Origin of the sequence: Streptomyces sp. NBC_01320, assembly GCF_035974375.1 — a bacterium.
Lineage (GTDB): Bacteria > Actinomycetota > Actinomycetes > Streptomycetales > Streptomycetaceae > Streptomyces > Streptomyces yanii.
In genome coordinates, this window is record NZ_CP108390.1 from 7,911,125 (window position 1) to 7,938,117 (window position 26,993).

General features: G+C 70.7%; 23 protein-coding genes and 1 other RNA gene. 16 read left to right on the forward strand and 8 right to left on the reverse strand.

All coding sequences use genetic code 11. The features are described from left to right. Positions 1-28: 28 nt before the first annotated feature. On the forward strand, positions 29-976 hold the full coding sequence (locus OG395_RS36015) for a 3-oxoacyl-ACP reductase (protein ID WP_327246664.1): 948 nt from the start codon (positions 29-31) through the stop codon (positions 974-976). A gap of 401 nt (positions 977-1,377) precedes the next feature. Here the strand turns inward: OG395_RS36015 and OG395_RS36020 are convergent, their stop codons facing one another. Continuing rightward, positions 1,378-2,694 (reverse strand): hypothetical protein, encoded by a 1,317-nt coding sequence (locus tag OG395_RS36020; RefSeq protein ID WP_327246665.1) that lies wholly within the window; start codon positions 2,692-2,694, stop codon positions 1,378-1,380. 205 nt (positions 2,695-2,899) lie between these two features. On the opposite strand from OG395_RS36020, the gene OG395_RS36025 reads away from it, so the two are divergent. The 4 genes from OG395_RS36025 (at position 2,900) to OG395_RS36040 (ending at position 6,864) form a co-directional block, all read left to right on the forward strand. Further along, complete coding sequence (locus OG395_RS36025) at positions 2,900-3,943, forward strand: ABC transporter substrate-binding protein (RefSeq protein WP_327246666.1); 1,044 nt, start codon at positions 2,900-2,902, stop codon at positions 3,941-3,943. A gap of 109 nt (positions 3,944-4,052) precedes the next feature. Further along, the gene (locus OG395_RS36030) at positions 4,053-4,898 is read left to right on the forward strand and encodes a Nif3-like dinuclear metal center hexameric protein (RefSeq protein ID WP_327246667.1); all 846 of its coding nucleotides are present in this window, start codon (positions 4,053-4,055) and stop codon (positions 4,896-4,898) included. After that, positions 4,895-5,638 carry a zinc ribbon domain-containing protein gene (locus OG395_RS36035; RefSeq protein WP_327249559.1) on the forward strand — a complete coding sequence of 248 codons (744 nt, stop codon included), beginning with the start codon at positions 4,895-4,897 and terminating at the stop codon, positions 5,636-5,638. The genes OG395_RS36030 and OG395_RS36035 overlap by 4 nt, the downstream gene beginning before the upstream one ends. Beyond that, entirely contained in the window at positions 5,638-6,864 is a 1,227-nt protein-coding gene (locus OG395_RS36040) for a bifunctional RNase H/acid phosphatase (protein WP_327246668.1), read from the forward strand. The genes OG395_RS36035 and OG395_RS36040 overlap by 1 nt, the downstream gene beginning before the upstream one ends. A 347-nt stretch (positions 6,865-7,211) precedes the next feature. Here the strand turns inward: OG395_RS36040 and eda are convergent, their stop codons facing one another. Both eda and yaaA read right to left on the reverse strand, forming a co-directional pair. Continuing rightward, positions 7,212-7,835: a bifunctional 4-hydroxy-2-oxoglutarate aldolase/2-dehydro-3-deoxy-phosphogluconate aldolase gene (gene eda, locus OG395_RS36045; RefSeq protein ID WP_327246669.1), complete on the reverse strand. Its 624-nt coding sequence runs from the start codon at positions 7,833-7,835 to the stop codon at positions 7,212-7,214. Positions 7,836-7,908: 73 nt separating this feature from the next. Then, positions 7,909-8,709 carry a peroxide stress protein YaaA gene (gene yaaA / locus OG395_RS36050; RefSeq protein ID WP_327246670.1) on the reverse strand — a complete coding sequence of 267 codons (801 nt, stop codon included), beginning with the start codon at positions 8,707-8,709 and terminating at the stop codon, positions 7,909-7,911. A gap of 271 nt (positions 8,710-8,980) precedes the next feature. Between yaaA and OG395_RS36055 the strand changes: the two genes are divergently transcribed. The 5 genes from OG395_RS36055 (at position 8,981) to OG395_RS36075 (ending at position 13,369) form a co-directional block, all read left to right on the forward strand. Continuing rightward, the gene (locus OG395_RS36055) at positions 8,981-10,402 is read left to right on the forward strand and encodes an RNB domain-containing ribonuclease (protein WP_327246671.1); all 1,422 of its coding nucleotides are present in this window, start codon (positions 8,981-8,983) and stop codon (positions 10,400-10,402) included. Between the two features lie 217 nt (positions 10,403-10,619). After that, on the forward strand, positions 10,620-11,162 hold the full coding sequence (locus tag OG395_RS36060) for a TetR/AcrR family transcriptional regulator (protein WP_327249560.1): 543 nt from the start codon (positions 10,620-10,622) through the stop codon (positions 11,160-11,162). 18 nt (positions 11,163-11,180) lie between these two features. Further along, positions 11,181-11,582, forward strand: an RNA gene (gene rnpB, locus OG395_RS36065) — RNase P RNA component class A. 606 nt (positions 11,583-12,188) lie between these two features. Next, entirely contained in the window at positions 12,189-12,668 is a 480-nt protein-coding gene (locus tag OG395_RS36070) for a hypothetical protein (RefSeq protein ID WP_376333901.1), read from the forward strand. Further along, positions 12,665-13,369 carry a vitamin K epoxide reductase family protein gene (locus OG395_RS36075; protein WP_327246672.1) on the forward strand — a complete coding sequence of 235 codons (705 nt, stop codon included), beginning with the start codon at positions 12,665-12,667 and terminating at the stop codon, positions 13,367-13,369. Before OG395_RS36070 ends, OG395_RS36075 begins: the two co-directional genes overlap by 4 nt. Before the next feature lie 225 nt (positions 13,370-13,594). On the opposite strand, the gene OG395_RS58505 is transcribed toward OG395_RS36075, so the two are convergent. Then, positions 13,595-14,023, reverse strand: coding sequence for a hypothetical protein (locus OG395_RS58505; protein WP_442818632.1), 429 nt, complete (start codon positions 14,021-14,023; stop codon positions 13,595-13,597). 550 nt (positions 14,024-14,573) lie between these two features. On the opposite strand from OG395_RS58505, the gene ctaD reads away from it, so the two are divergent. The 5 genes from ctaD to OG395_RS36110 all read left to right on the forward strand — a co-directional run bounded on the left by ctaD (position 14,574) and on the right by OG395_RS36110 (position 20,674). Then, complete coding sequence (ctaD, locus tag OG395_RS36090) at positions 14,574-16,385, forward strand: aa3-type cytochrome oxidase subunit I (protein ID WP_327246674.1); 1,812 nt, start codon at positions 14,574-14,576, stop codon at positions 16,383-16,385. A gap of 53 nt (positions 16,386-16,438) precedes the next feature. Continuing rightward, the gene (locus tag OG395_RS36095; RefSeq protein ID WP_327246675.1) at positions 16,439-16,759 is read left to right on the forward strand and encodes a hypothetical protein; all 321 of its coding nucleotides are present in this window, start codon (positions 16,439-16,441) and stop codon (positions 16,757-16,759) included. 288 nt (positions 16,760-17,047) lie between these two features. After that, positions 17,048-17,848: a TIGR04141 family sporadically distributed protein gene (locus OG395_RS36100; protein WP_327246676.1), complete on the forward strand. Its 801-nt coding sequence runs from the start codon at positions 17,048-17,050 to the stop codon at positions 17,846-17,848. 378 nt (positions 17,849-18,226) lie between these two features. Next, the gene (locus OG395_RS36105) at positions 18,227-18,532 is read left to right on the forward strand and encodes a hypothetical protein (protein WP_327246677.1); all 306 of its coding nucleotides are present in this window, start codon (positions 18,227-18,229) and stop codon (positions 18,530-18,532) included. Positions 18,533-18,682: 150 nt separating this feature from the next. Beyond that, complete coding sequence (locus OG395_RS36110; protein WP_327246678.1) at positions 18,683-20,674, forward strand: glycoside hydrolase domain-containing protein; 1,992 nt, start codon at positions 18,683-18,685, stop codon at positions 20,672-20,674. Between the two features lie 130 nt (positions 20,675-20,804). On the opposite strand, the gene OG395_RS36115 is transcribed toward OG395_RS36110, so the two are convergent. The 4 genes from OG395_RS36115 to OG395_RS36130 form a co-directional block, all read right to left on the reverse strand. After that, positions 20,805-21,710 (reverse strand): MauE/DoxX family redox-associated membrane protein, encoded by a 906-nt coding sequence (locus tag OG395_RS36115; protein WP_327246679.1) that lies wholly within the window; start codon positions 21,708-21,710, stop codon positions 20,805-20,807. Between the two features lie 31 nt (positions 21,711-21,741). Further along, positions 21,742-22,356 (reverse strand): cell wall protein, encoded by a 615-nt coding sequence (locus OG395_RS36120; RefSeq protein ID WP_266986247.1) that lies wholly within the window; start codon positions 22,354-22,356, stop codon positions 21,742-21,744. Positions 22,357-22,367: 11 nt separating this feature from the next. Further along, the gene (locus OG395_RS36125; protein WP_327246680.1) at positions 22,368-22,790 is read right to left on the reverse strand and encodes a hypothetical protein; all 423 of its coding nucleotides are present in this window, start codon (positions 22,788-22,790) and stop codon (positions 22,368-22,370) included. A 466-nt stretch (positions 22,791-23,256) separates the two neighbouring features. After that, positions 23,257-24,606, reverse strand: coding sequence for a phosphoribosyltransferase family protein (locus OG395_RS36130; RefSeq protein WP_327246681.1), 1,350 nt, complete (start codon positions 24,604-24,606; stop codon positions 23,257-23,259). Between the two features lie 882 nt (positions 24,607-25,488). On the opposite strand from OG395_RS36130, the gene OG395_RS36135 reads away from it, so the two are divergent. Beyond that, positions 25,489-26,964, forward strand: coding sequence for an AAA family ATPase (locus OG395_RS36135; RefSeq protein ID WP_327246682.1), 1,476 nt, complete (start codon positions 25,489-25,491; stop codon positions 26,962-26,964). Positions 26,965-26,993: the final 29 nt, after the last annotated feature.

Sequence of the window (26,993 nt, forward strand, 5' to 3'; positions counted from 1 at the left end):
TCGCTTCCGAGAGGACTCCGAGATTCCGATGTCACAACCCCTTCCCCTGGACGGGCTGTCCGCGATCGTCACGGGCGCGGGCCGCGGCCTCGGACGCGCCGAAGCACTGGAACTGGCGAGGCTCGGCGCGGCCGTCGTCGTCAACGACTACGGGCAGCCGGGCCGCGACGGCTCCGGCGAGGCATCAGCGACCCCCGCCGAGGAGGTCGCCGAGGAGATCCGCGCGGCGGGCGGCAGGGCCGTCGCCCACCTCGGCGACGTCTCCGACCACGAGCAGGCCCGCACCCTGGTGGAGCTGGCCGTCAGCACGTACGGCACGCTCGACATCCTGGTCAACAACGCGGGCATCCTGCGCGACCGGATGGTCTTCTCGATGACCGAGGACGAGTGGGACTCCGTCATCCGGGTGCATCTCAAGGGCCACTTCAACACCACGCACTTCGCCGCGGCCCACTGGCGCGCCCGCTCCAAGGAGTCCCGCGGCCCGGTCTACGGCCGGATCATCAACACCTCGTCGGAAGCGTTCCTGGCGGGCTCGGCGGGCCAGCCGAACTATGCGGCGGCCAAGGGCGGCATCGTCGGCCTCACCACCTCGACGGCCCTGGCCCTGGCCAAGTACGGCGTCACCGCCAACGCCATCTGCCCGCGGGCCCGCACCCGGATGACGGAGGACGTCTTCGCGGGATTCGAGGAGCCGACGGACGGCCGGCTCGACGCGCTGGCCCCCGAACACGTCTCCCCGCTGGTCGGTTATCTGGCTTCGCCGGCGGCCGCCGAGGTCAACGGCCAGCTGCTCGTGGTGCACGGCGGGATGGTCGCGATCGTCGAACGCCCCCGGGTGGCCGCGAAGTTCGACTCGTCCAAGGAGACGTTCTCCTTCGACGAGCTGGACGAACTGATCTCCCCGTACTACGCGGAGCGTCCGCCGAACGAGACGTTCGCGGCGGCGGAGGTACTGGGACTGAAGCGGGGCTGACCACCGGGGGCAGCGCACAAGGAAGGGCCTCCGCAGCCGAACAGCGCTGCGGAGGCCCTTCCCTCACTCGTTCCCTCGTTGATTTCTGTTGCGGTCAGGCCGCTCTGCTGCTCCCCTCGGCGGGGCGCCGGTGGCGACCGTGCGGCTGCCCGCCCGTGCTCTCCATCGACACACCCCCTCGGTGCTTTCCGGAGCCGCCGGCGTCGGCCCGTGCGGCGTCCGCCCCCGGCGGGCGCGTCTGGGTCGTGTCGGTTCGGGCTTCAGACATGTGGGAAGTCACCCCGTTGTGATCGCTTACGTGTGTGTCACCGGGACCATCGCGCCACCACCACCCGACACGGCCACCGTCGGCAACCGCACCCATCGGCTCGTAGGGGTGCCCCCTGGCCCCGGCCCAGAATTTAACCAGGTGCCGTGCGCCCCACGAGAGGCGCCTGGCCCAATGGAACCGGCTTGCATACGGGAAGAGGCGCGGCAGCCGCGGACGGTTGCATACCGCTTTCCGCGACCGCCGTCCACGCAGGCCCGGCGCCGCGCTCCCCGTCCTCCGGCGCCTGCAGCAGGGCCACCCCGCACGGCACGTCCCGGCCGACGTACGGGAGCTTGAGGAAGCCGTCCCGGGTCCACAACCCGGACCCGGCCAGCCATCCTTCCGGGACAGCGAGTTGGTGCAGTCTGCGCCCGGCCGGACGCCACACCCCGACCCAGCTGCCGGCCGCACCGTCGATCCGCAGCGCCACCGCACAGCTCTCCGGCATCAGTGTCTGCCCCGGCTGCACGGCGAACGGCGTCACCGCGAGATCCGCCGGATGCAGACACTCCGGGAAGCGCACCGGCAGACAGCTGCCGAGCACCCCCCAGCCGAGCCGGTCGTGGCCCGGCGCATCGGAACGGATCAGCAGCAGTCCGCTGTCCGCATCGGCGAGCAGCAGAAGGTCGTTGCTGTCCGGCGTGATCTGCAGCAGCGGCGTCACCTCGCCGCTCCGGTCCAGATCCACGGCGACGGCCTTCACCGGACCGCCGCCCACAGGCTCCCGGTCCAGGGCCAGCATCCGCCCCGCCCGGTCCAGCCAGACCCCGCCGGAGCACCGTCCCGGCACCTCTGCGACCTGCTCCGGCCCGTACGCCCCGCCCGCCACCAGCCAGACGGCGGTGGAGCGTTCACCGACCGACAGTGCGTACGCACTCGCACCGTCCGGCGACGGCGGCAACAGGGTCAGGGGGGTGTCGTCGGCGCACTCGAGGGCGCCGAGGGGCAGTTCTCCGGTGCCGGGGCCGGTCGGGTAGAGCAAGGAGAAGGCGTGCCGGTCCGCCACCCGCCGCCGGATCAACACCCGGCCGTCGGCGAGCGGCAGCACGTCGGAGTCCGGCTCCTCGGGCTGGTCGAGGGGGAGCGGCACGGCGTACGGCTCGTGCCCGTCGAGCGTCCAGCGCTCGGGGAACCAGGCGGCGTCCGGGGCCTGCCCGGCGAGCGTGAGCCGCGCCGCGTACGAGCCGTCGGCGGCGATGGTGAACGCGCCGGCCCCGACAGCGGCGGCAGCCCCGCCCGTACCGTCGGGGACACTCGGCTCACCGAACTCGCCCTGCCCGCCGGGCTCGATGAGCCCGTCCGGCTCCTCCGGCTCGTCCGAGCCCTCGGGTCCTTCCGCTTCTCCGGACGCGGGATTCACCGTCACGGCAGCCCCGGCCGACTCACCCTCGGTGGCACAGGCAGTCATGGATTCATCACCTCCGGCAACCGAAGCTAGTTTTCGCACTTCCTGCCGAACAACACGAGAACCACCACTTCACACATAAGGGTGGTGATGCCCCTATTCGCCTGAAGGCGAGGGGGTGGTTGTGCTGCCGCTGAAGGGCGTAGCTAAGGTTAGGCATCCCTAAGCATTCCCTGTGAGTCCCTCAACTGGAGCAAGTGACCACGTGATGTCCATACGACGCCGCAGCACCGCAGCGGTCGGCCTGGCAGTGGCCGCCGCCCTCACCCTCTCCGCCTGCAGCAGCGACGACGGCGGAAAGGCGGGCGACTCGGCCAAGTCCGCCGGCGGCGACAAGAAGGCGGCCGTGGCGACGGGCGGCAAGGACTTCGGCGACGCGGCGAAGAAGACGGCCGGGTACGGGACGGACGCCCCGGCGGGCCAGTTCCCCCGGACCCTCACCCACGCCATGGGCAAGACCGAGCTCAAGTCCGCCCCGAAGCGGGTCGTCGTGCTGGACGTCGGCGAGTTCGACAACGTCGTCTCGCTGGGTGTGAAGCCCGTCGGCTACGCCCCCTCCGAGGGCGACGAGGCCATTCCCTCGTACCTGAAGAAGGACGCGGGCAACCCGAAAAACGTCGGCACGATCAACAACCTCAACCTCGAGGCGATCGCGGGCCTGAAGCCGGACCTGATCCTCGGCAGCCAGCTGCGCGCCGCCGACAAGTACGACCAGCTCTCCAAGATCGCGCCGACCGTGTTCTCCATCCGTCCGGGCTTCACCTGGAAGGAGAACTACCTCCTCAACGCCGCGGCGCTGGACAGGACCGCCAGGGCGAAGAGCCAGCTCGACGCGTACGAGAAGAAGGCCGCGAAGCTGGGCGAGGACATCGGCCCCGACAAGCCGACCATCTCCATGGTCCGCTACCTGCCGGACCGCATCCGCCTCTACGCGAAGGCGTCGTTCATCGGCACGATCCTTGAGGACGCAGGTCTGCCGCGGCCCAAGAACCAGCAGATCGACGACCTCGCCGCCGAGATCAGCCCCGAGAAGATCGACGAGGCGGACGCCGACTGGATCTTCACCGGCGTCTACGGCGACCCGAAGGCGACCAAGCGCGACACCGCGCAGTCCAACCCGCTGTGGAAGAACCTGAAGGCGGTCAAGGAAGGCCGGGCGAAGGACGTCCCGGACGAGACCTGGTACCTCGGTCTCGGCGTCACCGCGGCGAACCTGGTCCTCGACGACCTCCGCGCCGACCTGGTCAAGTAGCCGACCGGGCAGAACTGCGCGTAACGATCCGTGACCGGCTGTCGCCCGGCCCTCACGGGTCGCCTCAGCCATGGGCAACGGGGCACGGACGGAAGGTAGCCTTTCCTCCGTGCCCCGTCTGTCTGAAGTTCTCACCGCGCTCGACGCCCTCTGGCCCCCCGAACGGGCCGAAGGATGGGACGCGGTCGGAACGGTCTGCGGAGACGTGGACAACCCGGCCGCCGAAGTCGACCGCGTGCTCTTCGCCGTCGACCCGGTCCAGGAGGTCGCCGACGAGGCGGTCAGGCTCGGAGCCCAGCTGATCGTCACCCACCACCCCCTCTATCTGCGGGGTACGACGACGGTCGCGGCCGACACCTTCAAGGGCCGGGTCGTGCACACCCTCATCAAGCACGACATCGCCCTGCACGTCGCGCACACCAACGCCGACACCGCCGACCCGGGCGTCTCCGACGCCCTCGCCGGCGCCCTCGACCTGCGGGTCACCGGCCCCCTCGTGCCCGACCCGACCGACTCCAGGGGCCATCGCGGCCTCGGCCGGATCTGCGAACTCGGCCACCCCGAGACCCTCCGCGACTTCGCGGCCCGCGCCGCCGCCCGGCTGCCCGCCACCGCGCAGGGCATCCGCATGGCCGGCGACCCGGACGCGCTCGTGCGCACCGTCGCTGTCAGCGGCGGCTCCGGCGACGGCCTCTTCGACGCCGTGCGCGCCGCGGGCGTCGACGCCTTCCTCACCGCCGATCTGCGCCACCACCCGGCCTCCGAGGCCGTTCAGCAGTCTCCGATCGGCCTGATCGACGCCGCGCACTGGGCCACCGAATGGCCCTGGTGCGAGCAGGCCGCGGCGCAGCTCGACGCGATTTCCGACCGCCACGGATGGGACCTGCGGGTCCATGTCTCGAAGCAGGTCACCGACCCCTGGACCACCCACCACTCTTCTGGAGCCCCCAACTGAACGCCGCGCCCGCCGACCAGATCCGACTTCTCGACGTCCAGGCCTTCGACGTACGGCTGTCGCAGCTTGCCCACAAGCGCAAGTCGCTGCCCGAGCACACCGAGATCGACTCGCTCACCGCCGACCTCGCACAACTGCGTGACCTGCTGGTCGCCTCGCAGACCGAGGAGAGCGACACCGCCCGCGAGCAGACGAAGGCGGAGCAGGACGTCGACCTGGTGCGCCAGCGCGCCGTCCGCGACCAGCAGCGCCTCGACTCCGGCGCCGTCACCTCGCCGAAGGACCTGGAGAGCCTGCAGCGCGAGATCACCTCGCTGGCCAAGCGCCAGGGTGACCTGGAGGACGTCGTCCTCGAGGTCATGGAGCGCCGCGAGTCGGCGCAGGAGCGCGTCACCGAACTGACCGCACGGGTCTCCGCCGTCCAGGCCAAGGTCGACGACGCGACCGCCCGCCGGGACGCCGCGACGAATGAGCTCGACGAGGAGGCCGCGACCGTCACGAAGGAGCGCGAGCTCGTCGCCGGCTCCGTGCCGGCCGACCTCCTCAAGCTGTACGACAAGCTCCGCGCCCAGTCGGGCGGGGTCGGCGCCGCCCGGCTCTACCAGCGCCGTTGCGAGGGCTGCCGGCTGGAACTGAACATCACCGAGGTCAACGACGTGAAGGCGGCGTCCCCGGACACGGTGCTGCGCTGCGAGAACTGCCACCGCATCCTGGTCCGTACGGCGGAATCGGGCCTGTAATGACGGAGCCGCGCCAGTTCGTCATCGAGGCCGACGGCGGCTCCCGGGGCAACCCGGGGCCCGCCGGGTACGGCGCGGTCGTGATCGACCCGGTCACGGGGGAGACGCTCGCCGAGGCCGCCGAGTACATCGGCATCGCGACGAACAACGTGGCCGAGTACAAGGGCCTCATCGCGGGCCTGAAGGCCGCGAAGGCGCTGGTGCCGGACGCATCGGCGGACGGTGCACTGCGGGTGCGCGTCCGGATGGACTCCAAGCTGGTCGTGGAACAGATGTCGGGCCGCTGGAAGATCAAGCACCCCGACATGAAGCCGCTCGCGGCGGAGGCGGCCCGGATCCTTCCGACGTCCGCCGTCACGTACGAGTGGATCCCGCGCGAGAAGAACAAGCACGCGGACCGGCTCGCCAACGAGGCGATGGACGCGGGCAAGCGAGGCAAGCAGTGGGAGCCGTCGGCCTCGACGGCCGCACTTGACCTGCCCCCGGTCTCCGGTCCGCCCGGGGACGCGGCGGCAGGCGCCGCGAAGGCGCGGGCGGCGATGTCCACCCGCCGTGAACCCGCGGCCACCCCACAGGTCGGCTGGGGCGGCGCCCCCGACATGGGTGCGCCCGCGACGTTCGTCCTGCTCCGCCACGGCGAGACGGCCCTCACCCCCGAGAAACGATTCTCCGGGAGTGGCGGCACCGACCCCGAACTCTCGGCGGCCGGCCGCCACCAGGCGGAGCGCGTGGCCGAGTCCCTCGCGGCCCGCGGCACCATCCAGGAGATCGTCAGCTCGCCCCTGCGCCGCTGCCGCGAAACGGCGGCGACGGTGGCCGCGCGCCTGGGCCTGACCGTCGAGATCGAGGAAGGCCTGCGCGAGACGGACTTCGGTGCCTGGGAAGGTCTGACGTTCGCCGAGGTCCGTGAACGGTACGGCCCCGACCTGGACGCCTGGCTCGCCTCCACGAGGACGCCCCCCACGGGCGGCGGCGAGAGCTTCGCCGAGGTGGCCCGCCGGGTCTCGTCCACCCGCGACCGCCTGACCACGCGCTACGCGGGCCGTACGGTGCTCCTGGTCACGCACGTGACCCCGATCAAGACCCTGGTCCGCCTGGCCCTGGGCGCCCCACCGGAGTCCTTGTTCCGCATGGAACTCTCGGCGGCGTCGCTGTCGGCGGTGGCGTACTACGCGGACGGCAACGCGTCACTGCGACTGCTGAACGACACGTCGCACCTGCGGTAGGGAGCGGAGCTCCCTGGGCGGGGGCGCAAGGCGCTCCCGGGCTTCCGCCCCCCTCGGGGGTATTCCCGAGCCGAAGAGAAGCGGGCGCCCCGCCGGTTCCCAGGCGGCGCAAAGCTGCTGCTGCTTCCCGCCGGGGGCACGCGAGTATCGCGCGAAACGGTGTGGGGCCGGTGTCACCCGACAGGCTCTGAGGGGTGCGGAGCTGCCGTCCGCCGAGGGGCGCGGGCCAGCCGTCCGCGGCGCGAAGCTGCCGCTCTTCCGAGGAACCGGGGGACTTCGTACGCTCCGGCAACACCCACCGGGATCCGGGGCGGAGCCCCGGTTTCGGGAAGGGGCGGGGAGGGGAATCAGCCGCGCAGCGCCGCCGCCTCGCCCGCCAGCCGCTCCACCCGCGCCCAGTCCTTCGCCGCCACCGCATCCCTCGGCACCATCCAACTGCCGCCCACGCAGCCGACGTTCGGCAGTGCCAGATACGAGGGAGCCGAGGCGAGCGAGATGCCGCCCGTCGGGCAGAACCGGGCCTGGGGGAGCGGTGCGGACAGGGCCTTGAGGTAGGCCGTACCACCCGCCGCCTCCGCCGGGAAGAACTTCATCTCGGTGACCCCGCGCTCCAGCAGCGCCACCACCTCGGACGTCGTCGAGACGCCCGGCAGGAACGGCACCCCCGACCCCTTCATCGCGTCCAGCAGCACATCCGTCCAGCCCGGGCTGACCAGGAACCGGGCCCCGGCCGCCACGGTGTCGGCGACGTTCTGCGCGGAGATCACCGTGCCCGCGCCCACCACCGCGTCCGGTACCTCTGCGGCGATCGCCTTGATCGCGTCCAGTGCGGCCGCCGTCCGCAGCGTCACCTCGATGGCCGGGAGCCCGCCTGCGACCAGGGCCCGGGCGAGCGGCACCGCGTCGGCGGCGTCCTCCAGGACGACTACGGGGACTACGGGGGCCAGGTCCAGCACGGAGGAGGAGGTCATGGCCTCATCTTGCCGCGCTCACCGCACAATACGCAACGAGCGTTGCACATGCTGCAACGCTATCTGTTCGGTGTCAGTGGATCTCCGTCACGACGACATCGAGCGCCCACGGCCGCCCCGCCCGCCCCGGAGCCTCCGCCTCCACCACGTACCCCAGCTCCCGCAACGCGTCCACCAGCTCCGCGGGCCCCTTCGGCCGGTCCCCGGACTGCAGCAGGTCGCGGACCATCCGCCCCTTCGTCGCCTTGTTGAAGTGGCTGACCACCGACCGCTTCTCCACCCCGTCCACCATCTGGGAGTGCAGCACCCGCACGCTCGCCGTGCGCTCCGCCACCGCACCCTTCGGCTTCCACGCCGCCGTGTACGCGGACGACCGGAGGTCCAGTACGAGCCCGTCCCCGGCCGCCTCCGGCATCACCTCGGCCATCGGCGCCCGCCAGTACGCGCCCAAGGCGCCGAGCCCCGGCAGCTTCACCCCCATCGAGCAGCGGTACGACGGAATCCGGTCGCCCACCCGCACCGCGCCCCACAGCCCGGAGAAGACCAGCAGCGACTTCCCGGCCCGCCGCCGGGCCGCCGGGTCCAGGGACGCCAGGTCCAGCGCGTCGTACAGCACCCCGGTATAGATCTCCCCGGCGGGCCGCGTTCCCGCCGTCCGCAGCTCGACGTTCTTCGCGATCTCGCCGCGCAGCCCCTCGCTGAGGCCGAGTACCTCGCGGGCCTTCTCCTCGTCCGCCACACACAGCTCGACCAACTCGTCGAGGACCGCGGCCCGAGCCTCGGCAAGCCCCGGCAGCGACAGCGACTCCGGCTTCAGGGGGGCTCCGCGCCCCGAGGCGGCCTTTCCTTCGGAGGGCGGCAACAGCACGAGCACGGCGGTTCTCCTTCGTACGAACAGGGAAGCGGCCCCCACGACTGCCCAAGGCCTGCCTGCCAGCGTAAAGGGACGCCGGGACCGCCCGGCCCGGCATCCGGTCCGCAGGACCACTCGCCCCAACACCCGGTCCGCACGACCACTCGCCCCCGGTCAGCAGGGCCACTGGCCCCCGGACCACCCGCCCACGGAACGCAGAGCCGCCCGCGCCCGGGATGCCGGTCGCCCCGCCCCGCCATACGCTCGGTCCATGCCCCGCCGCCATCTTCACATGACCGGCGCAGCCGACACCCCGCTGCGGGCGGCCCTGCGCGCACTGCGCACCACGCTCGGACTGCCCGTCGATTTTCCTCGCGAGGTCCTCGCGGAGGCGGCGCAGGTGGCGAAGTCCCTCGTCCTGACAGGACACCAGGACGCGACGGACCTCCCCCTCTTCACCATCGACCCGCCCACCTCCACCGACCTCGACCAGGCGATGCACCTCGAACGCCGCCCGCACGGCTTCCGGGTGCACTACGCCATCGCCGACGTCGCCGCCTTCGTCCGTCCTGGCGGCGCACTCGACACCGAGGCCCACCGCCGGGTGAGGACCCTCTATTTCCCCGACGGCAAGGTGCCGCTGCACCCCACCGCGCTCTCCGAGGGCGCAGCCAGCCTTCTCCCCGGGCAGACCCGCCCCGCCCTGCTCTGGCGGATCGACCTCGACGCGGAGGCCCGCACGGTCGCCACCGACGTACGCAGGGCCCTGGTCCGCAGCCGCGCCAAGCTGGACTACGCGGGCGTCCAGCGGCAGATCGACGCGGGCACCGCCGAGGAACCCCTCGCCCTCCTCAAGGACATCGGCCGGCTCCGCGAGGAGCAGGAGATCGCCCGCGGCGGGATTTCGCTCGACGTGCCCGAGCAGGAGATCGTCCAGCGCGACGGCGCATACGGCCTGGAATACCGCGCCCCGCTGCCCGCCGAGGGCTGGAACGCCCAGATCTCCCTCCTCACCGGCATGGCCGCCGCCCATCTGATGACCGAGGCGGGCACCGGCATCCTGCGTACGCTCCCGGTCGCCCCGGACGGCGCCGTCGCCCGGCTGCGCCGCTCGGCCGAGGCCCTGCACGTCGACTGGCCGCACCACGTCCCGTACGCCCAGGTCGTCCGGTCGCTCGACCCGAGGAGGGCGAGCCACGCCGCGTTCCTGCAGGAGTGCACCACCCTGCTGCGCGGCGCCGGCTACACGGTCTTCGACCACGGCGAACTCCCCACCCCCGCCGTCCACGCCGCTGTCGCCGACCTCTATACGCACTGCACCGCGCCCCTGCGCCGCCTCGTCGACCGGTACGCGGCCGAACTGTGCGTCGCGGCAGTCGCGGACCGGGAGCCGCCCGAGTGGGTGACGGCCGCGCTCCCCGGCCTCCCGAAGGAAATGGCCGAAGGGAGCCGCCGAGCCAACACGGTGGAACGCGAGTGCGTCGACCTGGTCGAGGCGGCACTCCTCAGCGACCAGGTGGGCGAGGTCTTCGACGCGTACGTGGTCGACGTGCAGGACCAGGAACCCACCATCGGCACGGTCCACATCGAGCACCCTGCCATCGTGGCCCGCATCGACGGCGGCACGACGAAGCTACCGCTGGGCGAACGGCTCCGGGTCCGCCTCACCCAGGCGGACCCGGGGGCGGCGAAGGTACTGTTCGCGCCCGCATGAGAGCGGCGACGGCGGCGCGGCCGGTCGGCCTCGTGTCCCGGTGCGGCCGACCCGCCCGCCATCTCGTACGATCACGCCTTCGACCACGGGGCTCCGAGGGCACCACGAACTCCGGCGGACTCCGTACGAAGGAAGGCTTTCCAGCGTGACTGGACGTGTCACTGCCCCCACGACGGACGCCGTCACGGGCCATGCGACCGGCCATGCGACGGGCCATGTGACGGACCGGGCCCGGGAGATCATCGCCGCCGCCCGCACCCTCCTGGAGACGGAAGGCCCGGAAGCCCTCACCATGCGGCGGCTCGCCGACAGCATCGGGATCACGGCACCGTCCCTCTACAAACACTTTCCGGACAAGGCCTCCGTCCTGACGGCCCTGGCCGGCGAGGTGCTGTGGGAGACGGCCGAGACGCTGGAAGCCGCCGAGTCAGCCGCCCCTGGCTCGTTCCCGGCCATCGCCACCGCGTACCGCGCCTACGCCCTGGCCCACCCGCACCTCTACCTCCTCACCACCGCGCGCCCCATGGACCCGACGGCGCTCCCTCCCGGCCTGCAGGAACGCGCCGCGGCTCCTCTCCTCCGCGCGGTCGACGGCGACCAGGAGCGGGCTCGGGCGGCCTGGGCGTTCGCCCACGGAATGGTGGTCCTGGAACTCAACGGGCGGTTTCCCCCGGGCGCTGATCTGTCGGCCGCCTGGTCCGCAGGCATCGCGGCGTTCGTCCGATCAGCTCCGTCCGAGGCGTCCCGCGCGTCCGGGTAGCATGGTCGACACGGCAGACGAGCCGGGCGGACGGCCGCGTGGGGATTTTCGGATCCTCCCGAGGAACGTCCGGGCTCCACAGGGCAGGGTGGTGGCTAACGGCCACCCGGGGTGACCCGCGGGACAGTGCCACAGAAAACAAACCGCCGGGGACTTCGGTCCTCGGTAAGGGTGAAACGGTGGTGTAAGAGACCACCAGCGCCTGAGGTGACTCAGGCGGCTAGGTAAACCCCACCCGGAGCAAGGTCAAGAGGGGCCGTCGCAAGATGGCCCTGCGCGAACGTCCGAGGGCTGCCCGCCCGAGTTCGCGGGTAGACCGCACGAGACCGGCAGCAATGCCGGTCCTAGATGGATGGCCGTCTCCCCGGCCGCCGCGAGGCGACCGGGTGACAGAACCCGGCGTACAGCCCGACTCGTCTGCCGCCACCTGCGGTTTTTCCTTCGAAAGGGCCTCCGACCTGCGTCGGAGGCCCTTTCTGGGCTTTCAGTAGCTTGCCGCTTCGGGCCGCAAGAAGTCCCTGGGGGGTGAAGAGGCGAGGAGTGTCGCGCAGGGCTGTGGCGATGCGATCGACCCCGCCGGTGTGCTCGCGGTGCGGCGCGTGCTCGCCCTGCCGCGCCGGCTCACGCCGGGGTCCGGAACCGCGACGTCCCGCCGAGCGGGCTCAGCGCCTGAGCGCCCGTCAACTCGACCGTGCGGCGTGGTCCGGTGGCCGCCGGGCCGTGCGCCGGGGCCGAAGTCGACGGCGTGGGACTGGTCGCGGGAACGGGCGGCTGGGGCGACTGATGACCTGCGTGGCTCATAGGGCGGCCCTGTCTCCTGATCTGCTCGCCTGCCGCACGAGTACATCGCCTGCTGCCATCCGCGCGCCAGGGCCGAACGGCCCTAGCGGCGTCGGACCCCCGATGGGTTCACTGCGGTGGACCGCACGCTGCGGGCCGGCCGGGCGGCGGCTCCGGGGCCGGGCCGTGGCTTGTGGAGCGTTCGGTCGGAGCGGGCGGTGCGGATGTGTACAGGAGGAGAACGCGTTGATCGCGGTCGTCGGACACAGAGACCTCAACAACAGAACTCTGGCGCTGGTGGAGGCTGAACTGAGAGCGCGGCTGGACTGCCTGGCAGAGGGCGTGGCCGCGCTCGTACGGGTCGGGGCGGGGCTGCCGCTGGTGTTCGGGCGCGCCGCCCGGGAGGCCGGACGGAAGCTGACGGTACTGCTGCCGGCCCAGGGCGCGGTGCCCGCAGTGCTGCCCGAGGGGGACCGGCGGGCCGCAGGGGAACTGCTGGTCCTGGCCGAGAACGTACGGTTGCTGGCTTTTGATCCGGCCGACCGCAACGCTTGTGTCAGCGCCGATGAACGTCTGGTGGAGACGTGCCGGACCGTGCTCGCCGTGTGGGACGGTTCGCCGTCGGACGGCCGGGACGCCACCGCGCATCTGGTTGCCTTCGCCCGGGCGCGTGGAATCCGGGTGGAGGTCGTCTGGCCGGACGGCTCCGTGCGGGGGCGGGAATGAGCGCGTCGGCGCGTGAGTCGGAGCTGGTAGCGGGAGCCCCCGAGGCCGATGACCGGGAGGTCAGCTCCTCGCAGGACAGGGCGGACGACGGTGCTTCGGGGACGAGCGGTGAACAGGAGCGGACCGCGGCGCGCCAGGGATTCGCATGGCTGTTGGTGATCACCGCCGCCCTCGGGCTGCTGGGCTCCTTCGTGATCACCACCGACAAGTTCGAACTGCTCGCCGACCCCGGCTTCGTACCCGCCTGCTCGCTGAGCCCCGTGGTGTCCTGCACGGATGTGATGCGCAGCGAACAGGCGTCGGTGTTCGGCTTCCCCAATCCGCTCATCGGACTGATCGCCTTTGGGATGGTGATGGGGACCGGCGCGGGCCTGCTCGCAGGTGCGCGCTACCAGCGGTGGTACTGGCTGGGGCTGAACCTGGGCACCTTGTTCGGTGTCGGCTTCTGCATGTGGCTGATGACGCAGGCGCTGTACGACATCGGCGCGCTCTGCCTGTGGTGCGTACTCGTGTGGGTGGCCACCATCTTCATGTTCTGGCACACGACCGTGCACAACCTGCGCCATGGCGTCCTGCCCGCCCCACGCGCTCTCGTCGCGGTGGTGCTGGAGTTCCCGCTTGTGGTCCCGGTTACCTGGTGCCTGGTCATCGCCATGCTGATAGCAACGCGGTTCTGGTCGTACTGGCAGACGTTTCTATGACCCGTACGATGCCGGTGCTGTCGTGATGGGTGTGCATGGCCGGGACTCCGGCGGCGGCCGGCCGGGCGGCGACGGCCCGCGCGGAGCCTGTCGTGGATGCCTCGGGTTCCAGGGCCGGATAGACGTGCTGCCGGGCGGCGGCCCCGGGACACCGCGCCAGCATTCCGTCCAGGGCCCCCGGACCGGGATCTGCGGCGAGACCGGCCTGACCGGCTGTAAGGACGGTCAGCCAGGGGCGTCCGCGCCGGAACGCCTCCAGATACGCCCGTCGTACATGCCCTCACCCACCCTTGCGTCCAGCAGCAGCCGCACCCGGTGCGCACGGGACCGTTCGGCGTCGATCTGCTGGAGCAGCGCCTTCATCGCGGCCCATCCGGTACCGGAGGCGATCAACAGAACGTCGGCGGACGGGGTGTGATCGGGCAGGACAAGCGCGCCGCGCGGCGCGCTGAGGCGGACGGTGCCGCCTTCCCGCGTGCCGTGCACCAGCGCATCACTCACCCCGTCGGCGCCCCGGGCCCGTACATGGAATTCCAACTCGCCGTCCGGATGCGGCGCGCGGGCCAGGTGCGATCTGCTGGAGGCCCAGGACGGCATCGGGTTCGTCGCTGAGGCGTCACACGCCCGGGAGGCGCCGGCCCGCGTACCGGCCAACAGGCCAAAGGTCGCCGTACCGGACGGACAACCCCCGTCACACGGTCGGAGTCCCGGCCGTGGGCGACGGCAACGGTGAGGCGTTCCTCGGCCGCTGATGCCGCCGGAGCCTCTGAGAGGGGCACGGAACCGGGCCGCGCCGTGGGCAGCGGAATCGCTGCCCGGTCGGCCCCGCCACTTCCATCGACCGCTCGGCGATCAGATGCAACACCTCGTCGGCGTCCGTCCCCACCGCAGGGCTGGGGCAGGTCCACAGGCGGTCGGCCTCCGACAGCCCAGGTACCGAGGGCCCGGCGGTGTGTGGTCTCGAAGGCCGGCGCGGGCGGGGCCGGTCGGCTGCCGAATGCGTCGGGAAGTAGGGCCGGTCGGCCCCGTGGAAGGTGCCCGTCGGTCCCTGGGGAGCGTCGCCGCTCGCGACCAGCATGGTGCGGTCGGGAAGGTCCGGTCCGTCCCCTCGTGATCCGCCGGACCTTCCCGACCGCTCCCTGGAGCCGTCCGCGTGCGGCCGGGGCGCGTTCGGAGAACTGCCAGAGCTGGAGGACACGGTCCGGTGGACGCAATGGAATCGCAGGGCAATCAGGCCGCCCCTGCATATGGCCCCAAGCCCCCCGGCCCCGGGGCCGACCCCGCCGGCGCGCGGGCCATCACCGTCGACGCGGAGGGCACCCCGGCCGGTCGCAGGCCCACTCGGGCGGGCACGACTCAGCCCGGCAGGACGCAGCCCGGCACCGATCTGACGGGCCGTTCCTCGCGCGGCCGGATCGTCGTCTCGTGGCTCACGACGACCGACCACAAGCAGATCGGCACGCTCTATCTCGTCACCGCGTTCGCCTTCTTCCTGATCGGTGGGGCGATGGCGCTGGTGATGCGCGCCGAACTCGCGCGTCCCGGGACGCAGATAATGTCCAACGAGCAGTTCAACCAGGCATTCACGATGCATGGCTCGGTGATGCTGCTGCTGTTCGCGATGCCGCTGTTCACGGGATTCGCCAACTGGCTCATGCCGCTCCAGATAGGCGCGCCCGATGTGGCCTTTCCGCGGCTGAACATGCTGGCCTACTGGTTGTTCCTCTTCGGTTCACTGATCGCCGCGGGAGGGTTTCTCACTCCTCAAGGAGCTGCCGACTTCGGCTGGTTCGCCTATGCCCCGCTGTCCGACGCCGTTCACTCGCCGGGCGTCGGCGCCGATATGTGGATCATGGGCGTGGCACTGTCCGGCTTCGGTTCCATTCTCGGAGCGGTGAACTTCATCACCACCATCATCTGCATGCGTGCCCCGGGAATGACCATGTTCCGGATGTCGATCTTCACCTGGAACGTACTGCTGACCGCCGTACTCATCCTCCTGGTCTTCCCGGTCCTCGCCGCAGCACTCCTCGCGCTGGAGATGGACCGGAAGTTCGGCTCGCACATCTTCGATGCCGCCAACGGGGGTGCACTTCTGTGGCAGCACCTGTTCTGGTTCTTCGGGCACCCGGAGGTCTATGTGTTGGCTCTGCCGTTCTTCGGCATCGTCTCCGAGATCATTCCGGTCTTCTCCCGAAAGCCGATGTTCGGCTATATCGGTCTCATTGCCGCGACGATAGCCATTGCCGGGTTGTCCGTCACCGTCTGGGCCCACCACATGTATGTCACCGGTGGTGTACTGCTGCCCTTCTTCTCCTTCATGACCTTCCTGATCGCCGTACCGACCGGAGTGAAGTTCTTCAACTGGATCGGCACGATGTGGAAGGGGTCGCTGTCTTTCGAGACGCCGATGCTGTGGGCCACCGGATTTCTGATCACCTTCGTCTTCGGTGGACTGACGGGAGTCATCCTGGCCTCACCCCCACTGGACTTCCACGTCTCCGACTCGTACTTCGTGGTCGCCCACTTCCACTACACACTGTTCGGTACGGTCGTCTACGCGATGTTCGCCGGATTCCACTTCTGGTGGCCGAAGTTCACCGGCAAGATGCTCGACGAGCGCCTGGGGAAGATCACCTTCTGGGTGCTGACGGTCGGCTTCCATCTCACGTTCCTGGTGCAGCACTGGCTCGGTGTGGAGGGAATGCCCCGCCGATACGCGGACTATCTCGCCGCCGACGGTTTCACTGCCCTCAACACCCTGTCCACTATCGGCTCATTCCTGCTCGGGCTGTCGTTCCTCCCCTTCTTCTACAACATCTGGAAGACCGCTCAGTACGGCAAGAAGGTAACCGTCGACGACCCCTGGGGTTATGGCCGCTCCCTGGAATGGGCCACGTCGTGTCCTCCTCCCCGGCACAACTTCACCGCCCTGCCCCGAATCCGCAGCGAGTCCCCGGCCTTCGATCTGCACCATCCGGAGATTGCCGCGCTCGACCCTGCCGTACCGCACTGACCTCTGAGCCCGTCCACCACCGCAAGCCCCGCTCCTGAGGAGAGTGCTGCCCGATGTCCCATGGTGTTCTGGCGCTTGGCGTCGCCGTGCTCTGCGTATCGGGCAACGTCTGGTACCTGCCCGCCTGCATCGACCTGCGTGCCGGGCAGGACCGGCCGCGCTCCCGCCGGCTGGTCGCGGCCGCTGTACTGGCCGGGTGGGGATCGGCGGCCCTCACGATGCTTTTGCTGCTCATGCCGGTCGCCCTGTCCGCGGTCGCGCTGGTGGCGGTCGCGGGCACCATCACCACGGTGTCCCTGGCCTTCCGCGCGCGGCTGAGTCGCGGCCAGGAGCAGCGTGAAGAGGAGGCCCGCTGGGCCGCGCTCTTCCGTTGACCAACGCGTTCGCGTCCTTCCCGATGCCTGGTGCCGGGTGTGTGAGAACTTCCGGAGTGCGTGGCGTGGAAGACGGCAAGGCGGGGGCAAGTCCCTGGACGCGAGCAGGGTTTGCGCGGACGCCACTGTCCGGCGAGGTCCCACTTGCGAGGGCGGCTCCGCTCATGGCTGAGCGTGTCGTTCGCACCATGTCCCCGCCTCGGCCGGCTGCCCGTGCACCCCGCTCTGCCCCGGACTCGCGCGCAGCCAGCCGAGAGCCGAGGGTTGCGAGCGCTCCCCAAGGGCTCAATGGGCCCTGCCCACCAGGAACGCTTCGAACCGATCGACGTCACCCTGCCGTGGCTGAACCCCGAGGCGCCCGACCTCGTACGCGAGGACCGGCGCAAGGTGACCGTCCCGTTGCTCGTGCACACCGGGCGGCGCGGCGCGATCAACCGCACCACCTGGAACACCAAGGCGTGGAAGCCCGCGCTCGCCGACGTGGGAGTCATCCCACCGCTGCCCGAGCGGCAGCCGGGTGAGAAACCGTCGCGTGTTTGGGAGCCGAGTCGTGAGCACGGCTTCCACGTCTTGCGCCGTACGTGCGCCTCGGTGACGCTCGAAGCCGGTGAGTCGATCGTCTCGCTCGCGAAGTGGCTGGGGCACTCCGACCCGGCGTTCACGCTCCGGACGTACACCCGGTCGGCCGGGCTGCTGATGCTCGCGGTCGACGGCGAGGTGTACGCCATCGGCTACGACCAGGGATTCCGTCTGGTTCCCGATCGCGTCAAGGACCGGCGGTTCGGACTGAGTTTCGTGATCCGCAGAGTGGACCCCGCCCTGATCCGCGACCTGGTCTCCCACACGCCGGGCGGCGGACGGACCGACATCACCCTCGTGCCCGGCGGCACTCCGGTTTGGAGCCTGGGTGTCCAGGAGCACGCGCAGATCGTGCGTCGGCTGGGCGGCCAGTTGGACGGGATGCAGCTCACGATCGGTCAGGACGACCGCACGGAGAATTCGGCGTGGGGCGTCGCAGTCGAGGTCACCGGGATCCAGGCTGCACCTGTGGCTCCGAACCGGGTGGGAATCCGCCACCTGGCCGCGTAGCGGGCCCGTCTGACACGTCCATGGGTAACTAGGATCGCCCGTACCAATCGCGGACCGACGGGCTTCCTCTACGCGAGGGCATACCCCCCACCCGCACGAGTCACTTGTCCCCTGATGGGCTCGCGGTCTACGTGACCACCGTCGGGTTCGCTGCAGTATGCGAAGGCGGCCGAATGGAGTCGGACTCGGGCGTCTTCGAGCGAATCGAGCAGACCGTCCGACCCCAATAGGGACGAAGACCCCGTCCGGACCGCGGACGCTCCGCGGCACCGGGGTGGAGAGCGGCAAGCTCTTTATCCCTACCCCGGTACCGGTAGCGGGCTGGGCAGTCGTACCGAGATCGGTTCCAGCAGCTGAAACAGCATCAGCAACATCTTCGTGGGCGACTTCACGGGTGACGGTGGGGATGATCTCGGCGGTGTCGGGACGTCGATCGGGACGCTTTACCTGTACAAGGGTCATGGCGGCGGCGCCATCGATGGCGGTTCCTCCCGTACGGAGATCGGTTCCGCTGGCTGGAAAGGGATCTCGGACCATGTCGGCGGTGACTTCACCGGTGGCGGTACGGGTGACCTGGCAGCCCTCGAATCCCAGCCGGGCGCCACCGGAAAGCCCTACCTCTGCAAGGTCAACAGTACGGGCGGCCTCAACGCCCGCATCGACATCGGCACCGGCGGCTGGTGACACCCCATCAGGCGGGTCCGAGTTCACTGCGGCCCCGCCCCGCCTCTGTGCGCTCCCACGCCCCGACCGCGCCGGCCGTGCCGCATCGGACCCCGACTTCTGGAAGAGAGAATGAAGAACCGTCATCTGCGCCGTTCAGCCTCTGCCTTCATGGCCGTCATCGGACTGACCGCCATGTTCCAGCACTCCGCTAACGCCTCGGCGGCGGAACCGCTCACCCACGTCGATTACCGGGGATTCTCCATCGACGTTCCGGCCGGGTGGAGGCTGGTGGACCTGGAGACGGACCCGAACGCCTGCGTAAGACTCGATCAGCACGCCGTGTATCTGGGGCATCCAGGAGCCGAGCAGTTCTGCCCCGGCCACCTGATCGCGGCGAAGACCGATGCGATCGTGCTGGAGCCGTTCACCGGAGCTGCACCCCGAGAGGATGTGCCCACCGTGAACGTCCCTGCGGGCTCTCCCGCTCCCCGTGTCCTCCCGGCCGGCGACTCCCGCGAAGTACGGCTGGCCTTCGAGGGCGCCGGCGTCTATGCAACCGTCAGTTACGGCTCGTCGACGGCAGCGATCGAGAAGGTCCTGGGCTCCGCCACCACCAGCAGCGAGGCCGAGCCGCAGACAGTTCCGGCGCCCCGGAAGCGAGCTTTCCCGTCCGCCCCTTCCGCGATCCCGGGCACCGGCTACACCGGCAAAGCCTTCGACGCCTGCTCGGCACCCTCTTCGGGCGCCATGGCGGACTGGGCGTCCTCGCCCTACAGAGGGGTGGGCATCTACACGGGCGGACCGAGCCGGGCCTGCTCCCAGCCGAACCTCACCGATTCATGGGTGGCCGAGCAGAGCGGCCGTGGCTGGCATCTGCTCCCCATCTACGCGGGCCTTCAGGCGGCGAGCATCTCCTCCTTAAATGCGACCGGCCAGGGCCGGTCGGCCGCCGACGCGGCGGTCGATCTGGCACAGGGGCTCGGATTCGTCACCGGCACGGTGCTCTACACCGACATGGAGGCGTACTCCTCGGGGTACCGCACCAACGTCCTCAACTTTCTCTCCGGTTGGTCCGCCCGTCTGCACGAACTGCGCTACCGGTCAGGCGTGTACAGCTCCTCCGCCAGTGGCATCAAGGACCTCTCCTCCGTCTACTCGTCCACGGCGCTGGAGCGTCCGGACGTGGTCTGGTCCGCCAACTGGAACGGTGAAGCCAACACCGCCGACGTGAACATCCCCGCCGGGTACTGGTCCGAGCACCAGCGCGTTCACCAGCACGCGGGCAATGTCACCGAGTCGTACGGTGGGACGACGATCAACATCGACCGGGACTACGTCGACGTCGGCGCGGCTGTGACCACGGGCAACCCGGGTATGACAAAACTGACGGCCGGTGACTTCAATGGGGACGGCAGGAAGGACCTGGTGGCCGTTGAGGTGTCGACGGGCAATCTGTGGCTGTACCCCGGTACGGGCACGGGAACCCTGACCTCGCGGGTGCTGATCGGTACGGGTGGCTGGAACGGCATGGCGAATCTGGCCGTCGGTGACCTCAACTCGGACGGCAAGGACGATCTCGTCGGCACCGAGGTCGCGAGCGGAAAGCTGTACCTCTACCCCGGTACCGGTAGCGGTCCGGGCCGTCGCAAGGAGATCGGTTCCGGCGGCTGGAACGGGATCAACAACACCTTCGTCGGTGACTTCACGGGTGACGGCAGGGATGACCTCGGCGGTGTCGGGACGTCGACCGGGAAGCTCTATCTCTACCGGGGCCACGGCGACGGCACGATCGACGCCGGTTCCTCCCGGACGGAGATCGGCTCCAGTGGCTGGAACGGCATGGACAAGATCGTCAGTCCTGGTGACATGAACAGGGACCGTAGGGACGACATCGTCGCCACCGAGAAGTCCACCGGGAAGCTCTACCTCTACAAGGGCCACGGCAACGGCACCATCGACGCCGGTCCCTCCCGCACGGAGATCGGCTCCAGTGGCTGGAACGGCATCTCGGACTACGCCGGCGGTGACTTCACCGGTGACGGTACGGGGGACCTGGTAGCCGCCAAATCCCAGCCGGGCGCCACCGGAAAGCTCTACTTCTACAAGGGCACCGGCAAGGGCGGCCTCAACGCCCGCGTCGAAATCAGCTCCGGCTGGTGAGGGACCAGCCTCTCGACGAAGGCAACCAGTGGCGGACCCGGACCAGGCAGCGCCGGACCCGGCTGTCGGTCCGGCGCTGCTGTGCGCTGTGTTCCGGAGGTCTGCGCGGGCTGGTGATTCGTCCGTCGCGTCAGCCCGCCATCGGCAGGCTCTTGCGCGACGGCACCGCGCCCAGTTCGTCCACGGCCACCGCCTCCCCGCTGTCCGCGTCGACGTAGCTGACACGGACGACCGGGTCGTCGCCGGTGTCGCGGCCGGCCGAGGCATCGAGTGCGAACACCACCGCGACCGGACGCGCGTTCTCCCCGTCCCCGTACACACCCGAGTACTGGAGAATGCGCCAGCCGTCGTCCTCCCAGTGGTCCAGCAGGGCGGACCGGACCACTGGCGCGGCGGCCTGCCAGGCAAGGGAGTTCTCCAGGAGTTCGACGCTCGCCGCGACCGGCACCTGGTGGTTCCCGGCAGCGGTACCGAGGAGCGGGTGCCCGAAGACACGCAGCCTCGTCCGGCGCAGTGGCAGCAGCCACCACCGGTCGAGGTCGGCCGAGAGAGCGACCAGCACCGCCGCCGCCCCGGCCAGGAAGACAAGGGCACCGGCAGGCCGCTCGGAGACCGCCGGCCACCAGGTGTCCTGCGCCACCGCCACCGCGGCCCCGCCGATGAGCACGACCGCCGCCCGTGCGAACGCCCGCCAGGTGATGGGGGTGTCCTCACGTGCCGAGCAGCCGCATGAGGACTCCGGTGCCATGGCCCGGCCGTAGCCGAGATAGGCGAGGAAGCCCGCCCCGAGGACCGCGGCGGCGGCCCCCGGCACCGGGTTCGCCGGAATCACCAGCAGACCTGCGGCGATCAGGAGTTCACCTGCGCCGGTCGCGCGCAGCACCGTCGTGGCCCGCTCACTGCTGCGCAGCATCCGGGCCAGTGCCGTCTTCGGCGCCTGCTGCGCGGTGCCCCGGCTGAACACCTTGACCGCTCCGGTCCACCCGAGCAGGCCCGCGAGGACCAGCGGGGCGAGGCCCGTTGTCAGTGACAGCATCTCTTCCTCTCTCTGTGTCCTCGGTCCCGTATCAGTGCCCGACGGAGATGCGGACGACGTCCACGGAGTTGTCGGACGGCCGCCAGGCACCGAGCACCTGGGCGCTCTGCCCGATACGCAGCCGGGACAGGTCGGACGTCAGTGCGCGGCCGGCGTAGGAGGCGCTGGCGTCCGGGGCGACGTGACCGACCAGTTCGTGCTGCCCGTGGGCGAGGTGCAAACGGTTCTTCGCGATGCCGCGGATCTGCGTGTCCAGGTTCACGATGTTCACCCACACCGCGTCGGCGGCCACGGTGCCGTCGGGCATCTTCACGCCGCGTGCGTAGAGCCCGTCGCCGACCTCGATCACCTCGGCCGTGGTGGCGCGCACCTTCCACACGCTGGTGACGTTGGTCATCTGCACCCGGGAGTGGCCGCCCTGGGAGCCCGCCACTTCCAGGACGCTCCCGGTGATGCCTGTGATGCGGCCCTCCACGAAGGTGGACTTGGCTATCGCGGGGTCGAGCGAGGGCTCCGCGGCGAAGGCGGCCTCGGCATCGAGGCCGCCGAGCGCTGTCGCGCCGACGATGGTCGCGCCGCCGAGGGCGGCAGTGGTGAGGAAGCGCCGACGGCGCATCCCGTCGGCCCGGTCGTGTCGTACGGTCATGTCCGTCCCCCTCACTCGTAGATGTAGACCGGCAGCTTGCCGGAGCTGAGGTTGCCGATCGCCGAGAAGGCGGCCGGGGTCAGGTCGAGGACGCGGTTGGTGCGACAGGTGTTGTTGCAGCACGTCGCCTCTCCGCACCAGTCCTTGGTGCGTGGGCCGCAGTCGGTGATCGTGATGCACACCGTCGCGCCCGAGCACTGGTGTTTCACTTTCATCACCGCACCGCAGCCACGTCTGGGGATGTTCTCGCCACAGAGGTCGGGCCGGGTGATGTTCCAGCACGCCTGTGAGGCGTTGGGCCACGCGCCGTGGTGTGCGCTGGACTGGCAGTTGCCGCAGGCGCCGCCGCCGGCGCTGGAGCATGGGCCCCAGGCGTTGCCGCAGCAGAACCAGCTGGTTTCACCGGCCCACAGGCTGGTGGATCCGCAAGCCATCGTGTTGCCTCCCCTAGGAGATGACAAGTGCATGACAATATGCGTGTCGACCGGGGACAGGCACAGGTGAAGCGGGGATGCCCACGCCGCGGCCGGGGATGGTTGTGCGAGCGAAGCAACCCAATGATGCGCGTAGACAAGCGGGTTGCATAGATGGCCTCGTTCCACACCGCCGTATCCTCGATCGAGGGCCCCGCCCGATTTCACGGGTCGACCGCACGAGACCGGCAGCCATGCCGGTCCCCGACGGAAGGCCGTCTCCCCGGCCGGGGCCGTCTCCTTGTCCACGCTGCGTCGGGGGCTGCTCGGAGTACGGCCGTCGCAGGAGGCGCGGCTCTCGACGGGGTGCCGGGACACCCGATCCATTCGCGAGCCGCCGTCCTTCATCGCGCCCCTCACGGTACGGACCCGGGGGGCGTGCCCAGCTGTGCCGGAGCGCGGCGGCGGCCGCGCGCCACGCCGACGCTCAACCTCCCGGTTCTGCGCGAGGCCCCAGGTGGCCGGTGAACCACTCTGTGGCCAGGTCCGCCACCTTTGCGAGAGCACCAGGCTCCTCGAACAGGTGAGTGGCGCCGGGGACCACGGCAAGCCGGCTCTCGCAGCGCAGCTGTGCCCGGGCCTGGCGGTTCAGATCCAGCACCACCTCGTCCTCGCCTCCGACGATGAGCAGCGTGGGTGCGGTCACCGCCGGCAGGCGGGGCCCGGCCAGATCGGGCCTGCCGCCGCGGGAGACGACCGCCACGACCTGGGACCCCGGCTCCGCCGCCGCCCACAACGCGGCGGCCGCGCCGGTGCTGGCGCCGAAGTAGCCCACCGCGAGGCCCTGGGCCTCGGGCTGGTCGAGCAGCCAACGAGTCGTGTCGGTCAGACGGCGGGCCAGCAGGCCGGTGTCGAAGACGTTGGCCCGGTCCAGCTCTTCCTGCGCCGTGAGGAGGTCGAACAGCAGCGTGGCCAGGCCGACCTTGTTCAGCGAGGTCGCGACGGAGCGGTTGCGCGGGCTGTGCCGGCTGCTGCCGCTGCCGTGGGCGAACACCACGAGGCCCGTGGCCCCTTCGGGGACGGCCAGCTGCCCGGCGAGCCGGACCGGTCCGGCGTGCACGACGACTTCCGGATCCGCAACGGGCGGAGTGCTGGATCGTGCCGCATCCTGCGGGGCCGAGCCCGGGTCGCTCCCTGACAGACGGTCTGCCGCCTGTTCGAGGCAGGCGATGACCTCGGAGTCGGTGGTCTGCGCGAAGTCCTCGTAGAACTGCCCGATCCCGAGGAAGCCCACCGGGGTGGACAGGCACACCAGCTCATCGGCGGCGCCCTGCATCCTGGCGGTCCAGCCTTCCGGTGCCACGGGGACGGCGAGCACCACCCGGGCCGCTCCGTGACCGCGCGCGATCAGGCAGGCGGCCCGGGCGGTCGACCCGGTGGCGACGCCGTCGTCGACGACGACCGCCGTCCGGCCCCTGACCCCGGTACGCCGCCCGCTGCCCCGGTAGCGCCGGGCACGCCTGTCCAGCTCCGCACGCTCCCGCTCCTCCACAGCGACCAGTTCCTCCTCGGCCGTTCCCGTCGCACGCATCACCTCCTCGTTGACGACGCGCACGCCGTCCTCACCGATGGCTCCCATGCCCAGCTCCGGCTGGAAGGGCACGCCGAGCTTGCGCACCACGATGATGTCCAACGGCGCTCCGAGGGCCTCGGCGACCTCCGCCGCCACCAGCACGCCACCACGGGGAAGGCCGAGGACGACGATGTCCTCGCCCGCGAGGTGTGTCAGTCGCCCGGCCAGTCGCCGCCCCGCGTCAGGGCGGTCGGTGAAGTGCATGGTCCAGCCTCCTCGATGCGGCAGAACCCGGCCGTGAAACCCCGCGCGGAAGCTGCCCCCGGGATTTCCGGGGCGGGAAACGTGCCGACCGCGGTCGGTCCTCGTGGGCGATCCGGCACGCTCGCGGCTCCCGCGGGCCGTCGGAGTCACGTTCGTCGGTGCGGGATGCGGCCCGCCCGGGACGCATTTTCCGTCGAGCCCGCCTCTTCGGTTCACCACCGACTACGAGCGGTGCGGAAACGGTCTGATGTCAGCCGACCACATCGACTGCTCCGGCAGTGCCGGACGGCCGCCCTCACGGCTCCGCCCGCGGCTCCCACGCTCGTGGATGTCGGCCGGACTTCCTGCCGGCCCTGCCTCACGCCCCACGCTACTCGCGTTCAGCACAGGCGCGAGCGCCGAGCGCTTCACCGCCGGAGCCCACCATGACCGCCGCCCCGGCGCGCCAGGAACCCATTTCTCCGCACCTCATGAATGCGGATGAACGGATGATGTGGCCGATACCTCGGTGGGGTGCCGGTCGACGGACCGGGCAAGTCGTCGACATCCCGTTCGCGTCGGTCCCGGACCGTCCACGCGTCGAAGGCCCGTGCCGCCCGGTGGACGGCGTCGTCGCCGCCCACCCGACCCCTGCACTGCGCCTTCGGACACCCACGTCGACACCGGACCACCGCGGTGCGCGGCATCATCGGCCCGCACACCGCACACCGCACACCGCACACCGCACACCGCACACCGCACACCGCACACCCGCACCGCACACCCGCACCGCATCCCGCTACTGACATACGCTGCCCGGTCCCGCTCGTTGAGAGGCGCGGCGGCCACCCCGGAGGTCTACTGGGTCTGAAGGCCGCCGCCGAACGAGGGGACAACCCACCCGTGCGATCCGCCACCGCCACTGCTGCCCGGCCGAAGGAGCTCTTCGACCGTGAGGCCGAATGGGACGCGCTCGTCGCCTTCGCCCGCGATCCCCGGCCCGGGCCCGCGGTCGCCATCGTCACCGGGCCCCGTCGGCAGGGCAAGAGCTTCCTGCTCCAGCAACTGACCTCGGCGACCGGTGGCTTCTACTTCGGGGCCCAGGACGTGGCGGAGGCGGAGTCCCTCCGGCGGCTCGGCGACCAGCTCGCCCGCCACACCGGTGCCGACCGCCCGACCCGCTGGAGCTGCTGGGCGGACGCGCTCGACGCCTTCGCGACTCTCGCGAGCGAACACCCGCTGCCCGTCGTCATCGACGGCTTCCCCGAGCTCGTCCGGCAGAGCCCCGCCCTGCCCTCCGACGTCAGCGGCGTCTGCCGTCGACTGCGCGAGGCGGGCCGGTCCAACCGAGTGAGGCTGCTGCTGTGCGGCAGTGCCATGCCGATGATGCGCCGACTGCTCGGCACTGCCTCGACCGCGGCAGACCTTCATCTGAAGATCCTTCCCCTGGACTTCCGGCAGGGCGCGCGGCTCTGGAGCATCGACGATCCGCGCCTCGCCCTCCGGGTCCACGCCGTCGTCGGCGCAAGCACCGCCTTCAGGTACGACCCGGCCGGTGAGGACATCCCGGCCGGCCCCGACGATTTCGACGCCTGGGTGTGCCGGACCGTCCTCAACCCCCGCCTTCCGCTGTTGTGGAAGGCCGGACACATCATCGAGCAGGAGCCCGACGGCTGGGACCGCGGCCTGTGCCACTCCACCCTGGCCGCCATCGCCGACGGTTGCTCGACGCCGGGCGCGATCGCCGACTGGATGGACCGCCCGGCCACCGAGGTACCCCACATCCTCTCCGTGCTGCGTGACTGCGGCCTCGTCCAGGGCGCACCCGATGCCTTCCGGCCGGGCGTGAACCGCTATCGCATCACCGAGCCGCTGCTCGCCTTCGACCACGCCGTCATACGCCCCAACCGCATCGCGCTGGGGCAGCAGGGCCCCGCAGAGGTCTGGAAGTCTGCGCGGTCAGTCTTCGAATCCGCCGTGGTCCGGCCGCATTTCGCCCAGGTGTGCCGGGACTGGGTGACCAGGTTCGCGTCCCGGGACACCTTCGGCCCCCGACCTGTCACTGCCTCCGCCGGGTCGCTTTCAGGGATCCGGGGGCACCGACCGGTCGACGTCGATGTGGTGGTCCGCGGCGAGGTCCACGGCCGTGCCGGGGTCCTGCTCTCGGTCGGCAGAGCGTGTTGGGACGAGGTGATGGACGTGCGTCACCTGCACGAGCAGCTCCAGATCCTGGCCGAACTCGCCGACCGCGGCGAGGACGTGAGCCGGGCTCGGCCGGCCTGCTACAGCGCGGTCGGGTTCAGCCCGCACCTGCGCGAGGCCGAGGCGCGAGGCGAGGTGGTCCTGGTGGATCCCGAGCGGCTCTACCACGGAGAGTGAGAGGCAGCGTCCGGCTTCCCGCCGTGCTC

Bases quoted from the DNA above. Each gene is read 5' to 3' on its own strand.
- OG395_RS36110 (WP_327246678.1), top strand. From the start codon at position 18,683: ATGGCCGTCATCGGACTGACCGCCATGTTCCAGCACTCCGCTAACGCC.
- OG395_RS36020 (WP_327246665.1), bottom strand. From the start codon at position 2,694: ATGACTGCCTGTGCCACCGAGGGTGAGTCGGCCGGGGCTGCCGTGACG.
- OG395_RS36075 (WP_327246672.1), top strand. From the start codon at position 12,665: ATGAGCGCGTCGGCGCGTGAGTCGGAGCTGGTAGCGGGAGCCCCCGAG.
- OG395_RS36100 (WP_327246676.1), top strand. From the start codon at position 17,048: ATGGGCCCTGCCCACCAGGAACGCTTCGAACCGATCGACGTCACCCTG.
- OG395_RS36040 (WP_327246668.1), top strand. From the start codon at position 5,638: ATGACGGAGCCGCGCCAGTTCGTCATCGAGGCCGACGGCGGCTCCCGG.
- OG395_RS36055 (WP_327246671.1), top strand. From the start codon at position 8,981: ATGACCGGCGCAGCCGACACCCCGCTGCGGGCGGCCCTGCGCGCACTG.
- OG395_RS36025 (WP_327246666.1), top strand. From the start codon at position 2,900: ATGTCCATACGACGCCGCAGCACCGCAGCGGTCGGCCTGGCAGTGGCC.
- OG395_RS36125 (WP_327246680.1), bottom strand. From the start codon at position 22,790: ATGGCTTGCGGATCCACCAGCCTGTGGGCCGGTGAAACCAGCTGGTTC.
- OG395_RS36095 (WP_327246675.1), top strand. From the start codon at position 16,439: ATGTCCCATGGTGTTCTGGCGCTTGGCGTCGCCGTGCTCTGCGTATCG.
- OG395_RS36115 (WP_327246679.1), bottom strand. From the start codon at position 21,710: ATGCTGTCACTGACAACGGGCCTCGCCCCGCTGGTCCTCGCGGGCCTG.
- OG395_RS36015 (WP_327246664.1), top strand. From the start codon at position 29: ATGTCACAACCCCTTCCCCTGGACGGGCTGTCCGCGATCGTCACGGGC.
- eda (WP_327246669.1), bottom strand. From the start codon at position 7,835: ATGACCTCCTCCTCCGTGCTGGACCTGGCCCCCGTAGTCCCCGTAGTC.
- OG395_RS36130 (WP_327246681.1), bottom strand. From the start codon at position 24,606: ATGCACTTCACCGACCGCCCTGACGCGGGGCGGCGACTGGCCGGGCGA.
- OG395_RS36120 (WP_266986247.1), bottom strand. From the start codon at position 22,356: ATGACCGTACGACACGACCGGGCCGACGGGATGCGCCGTCGGCGCTTC.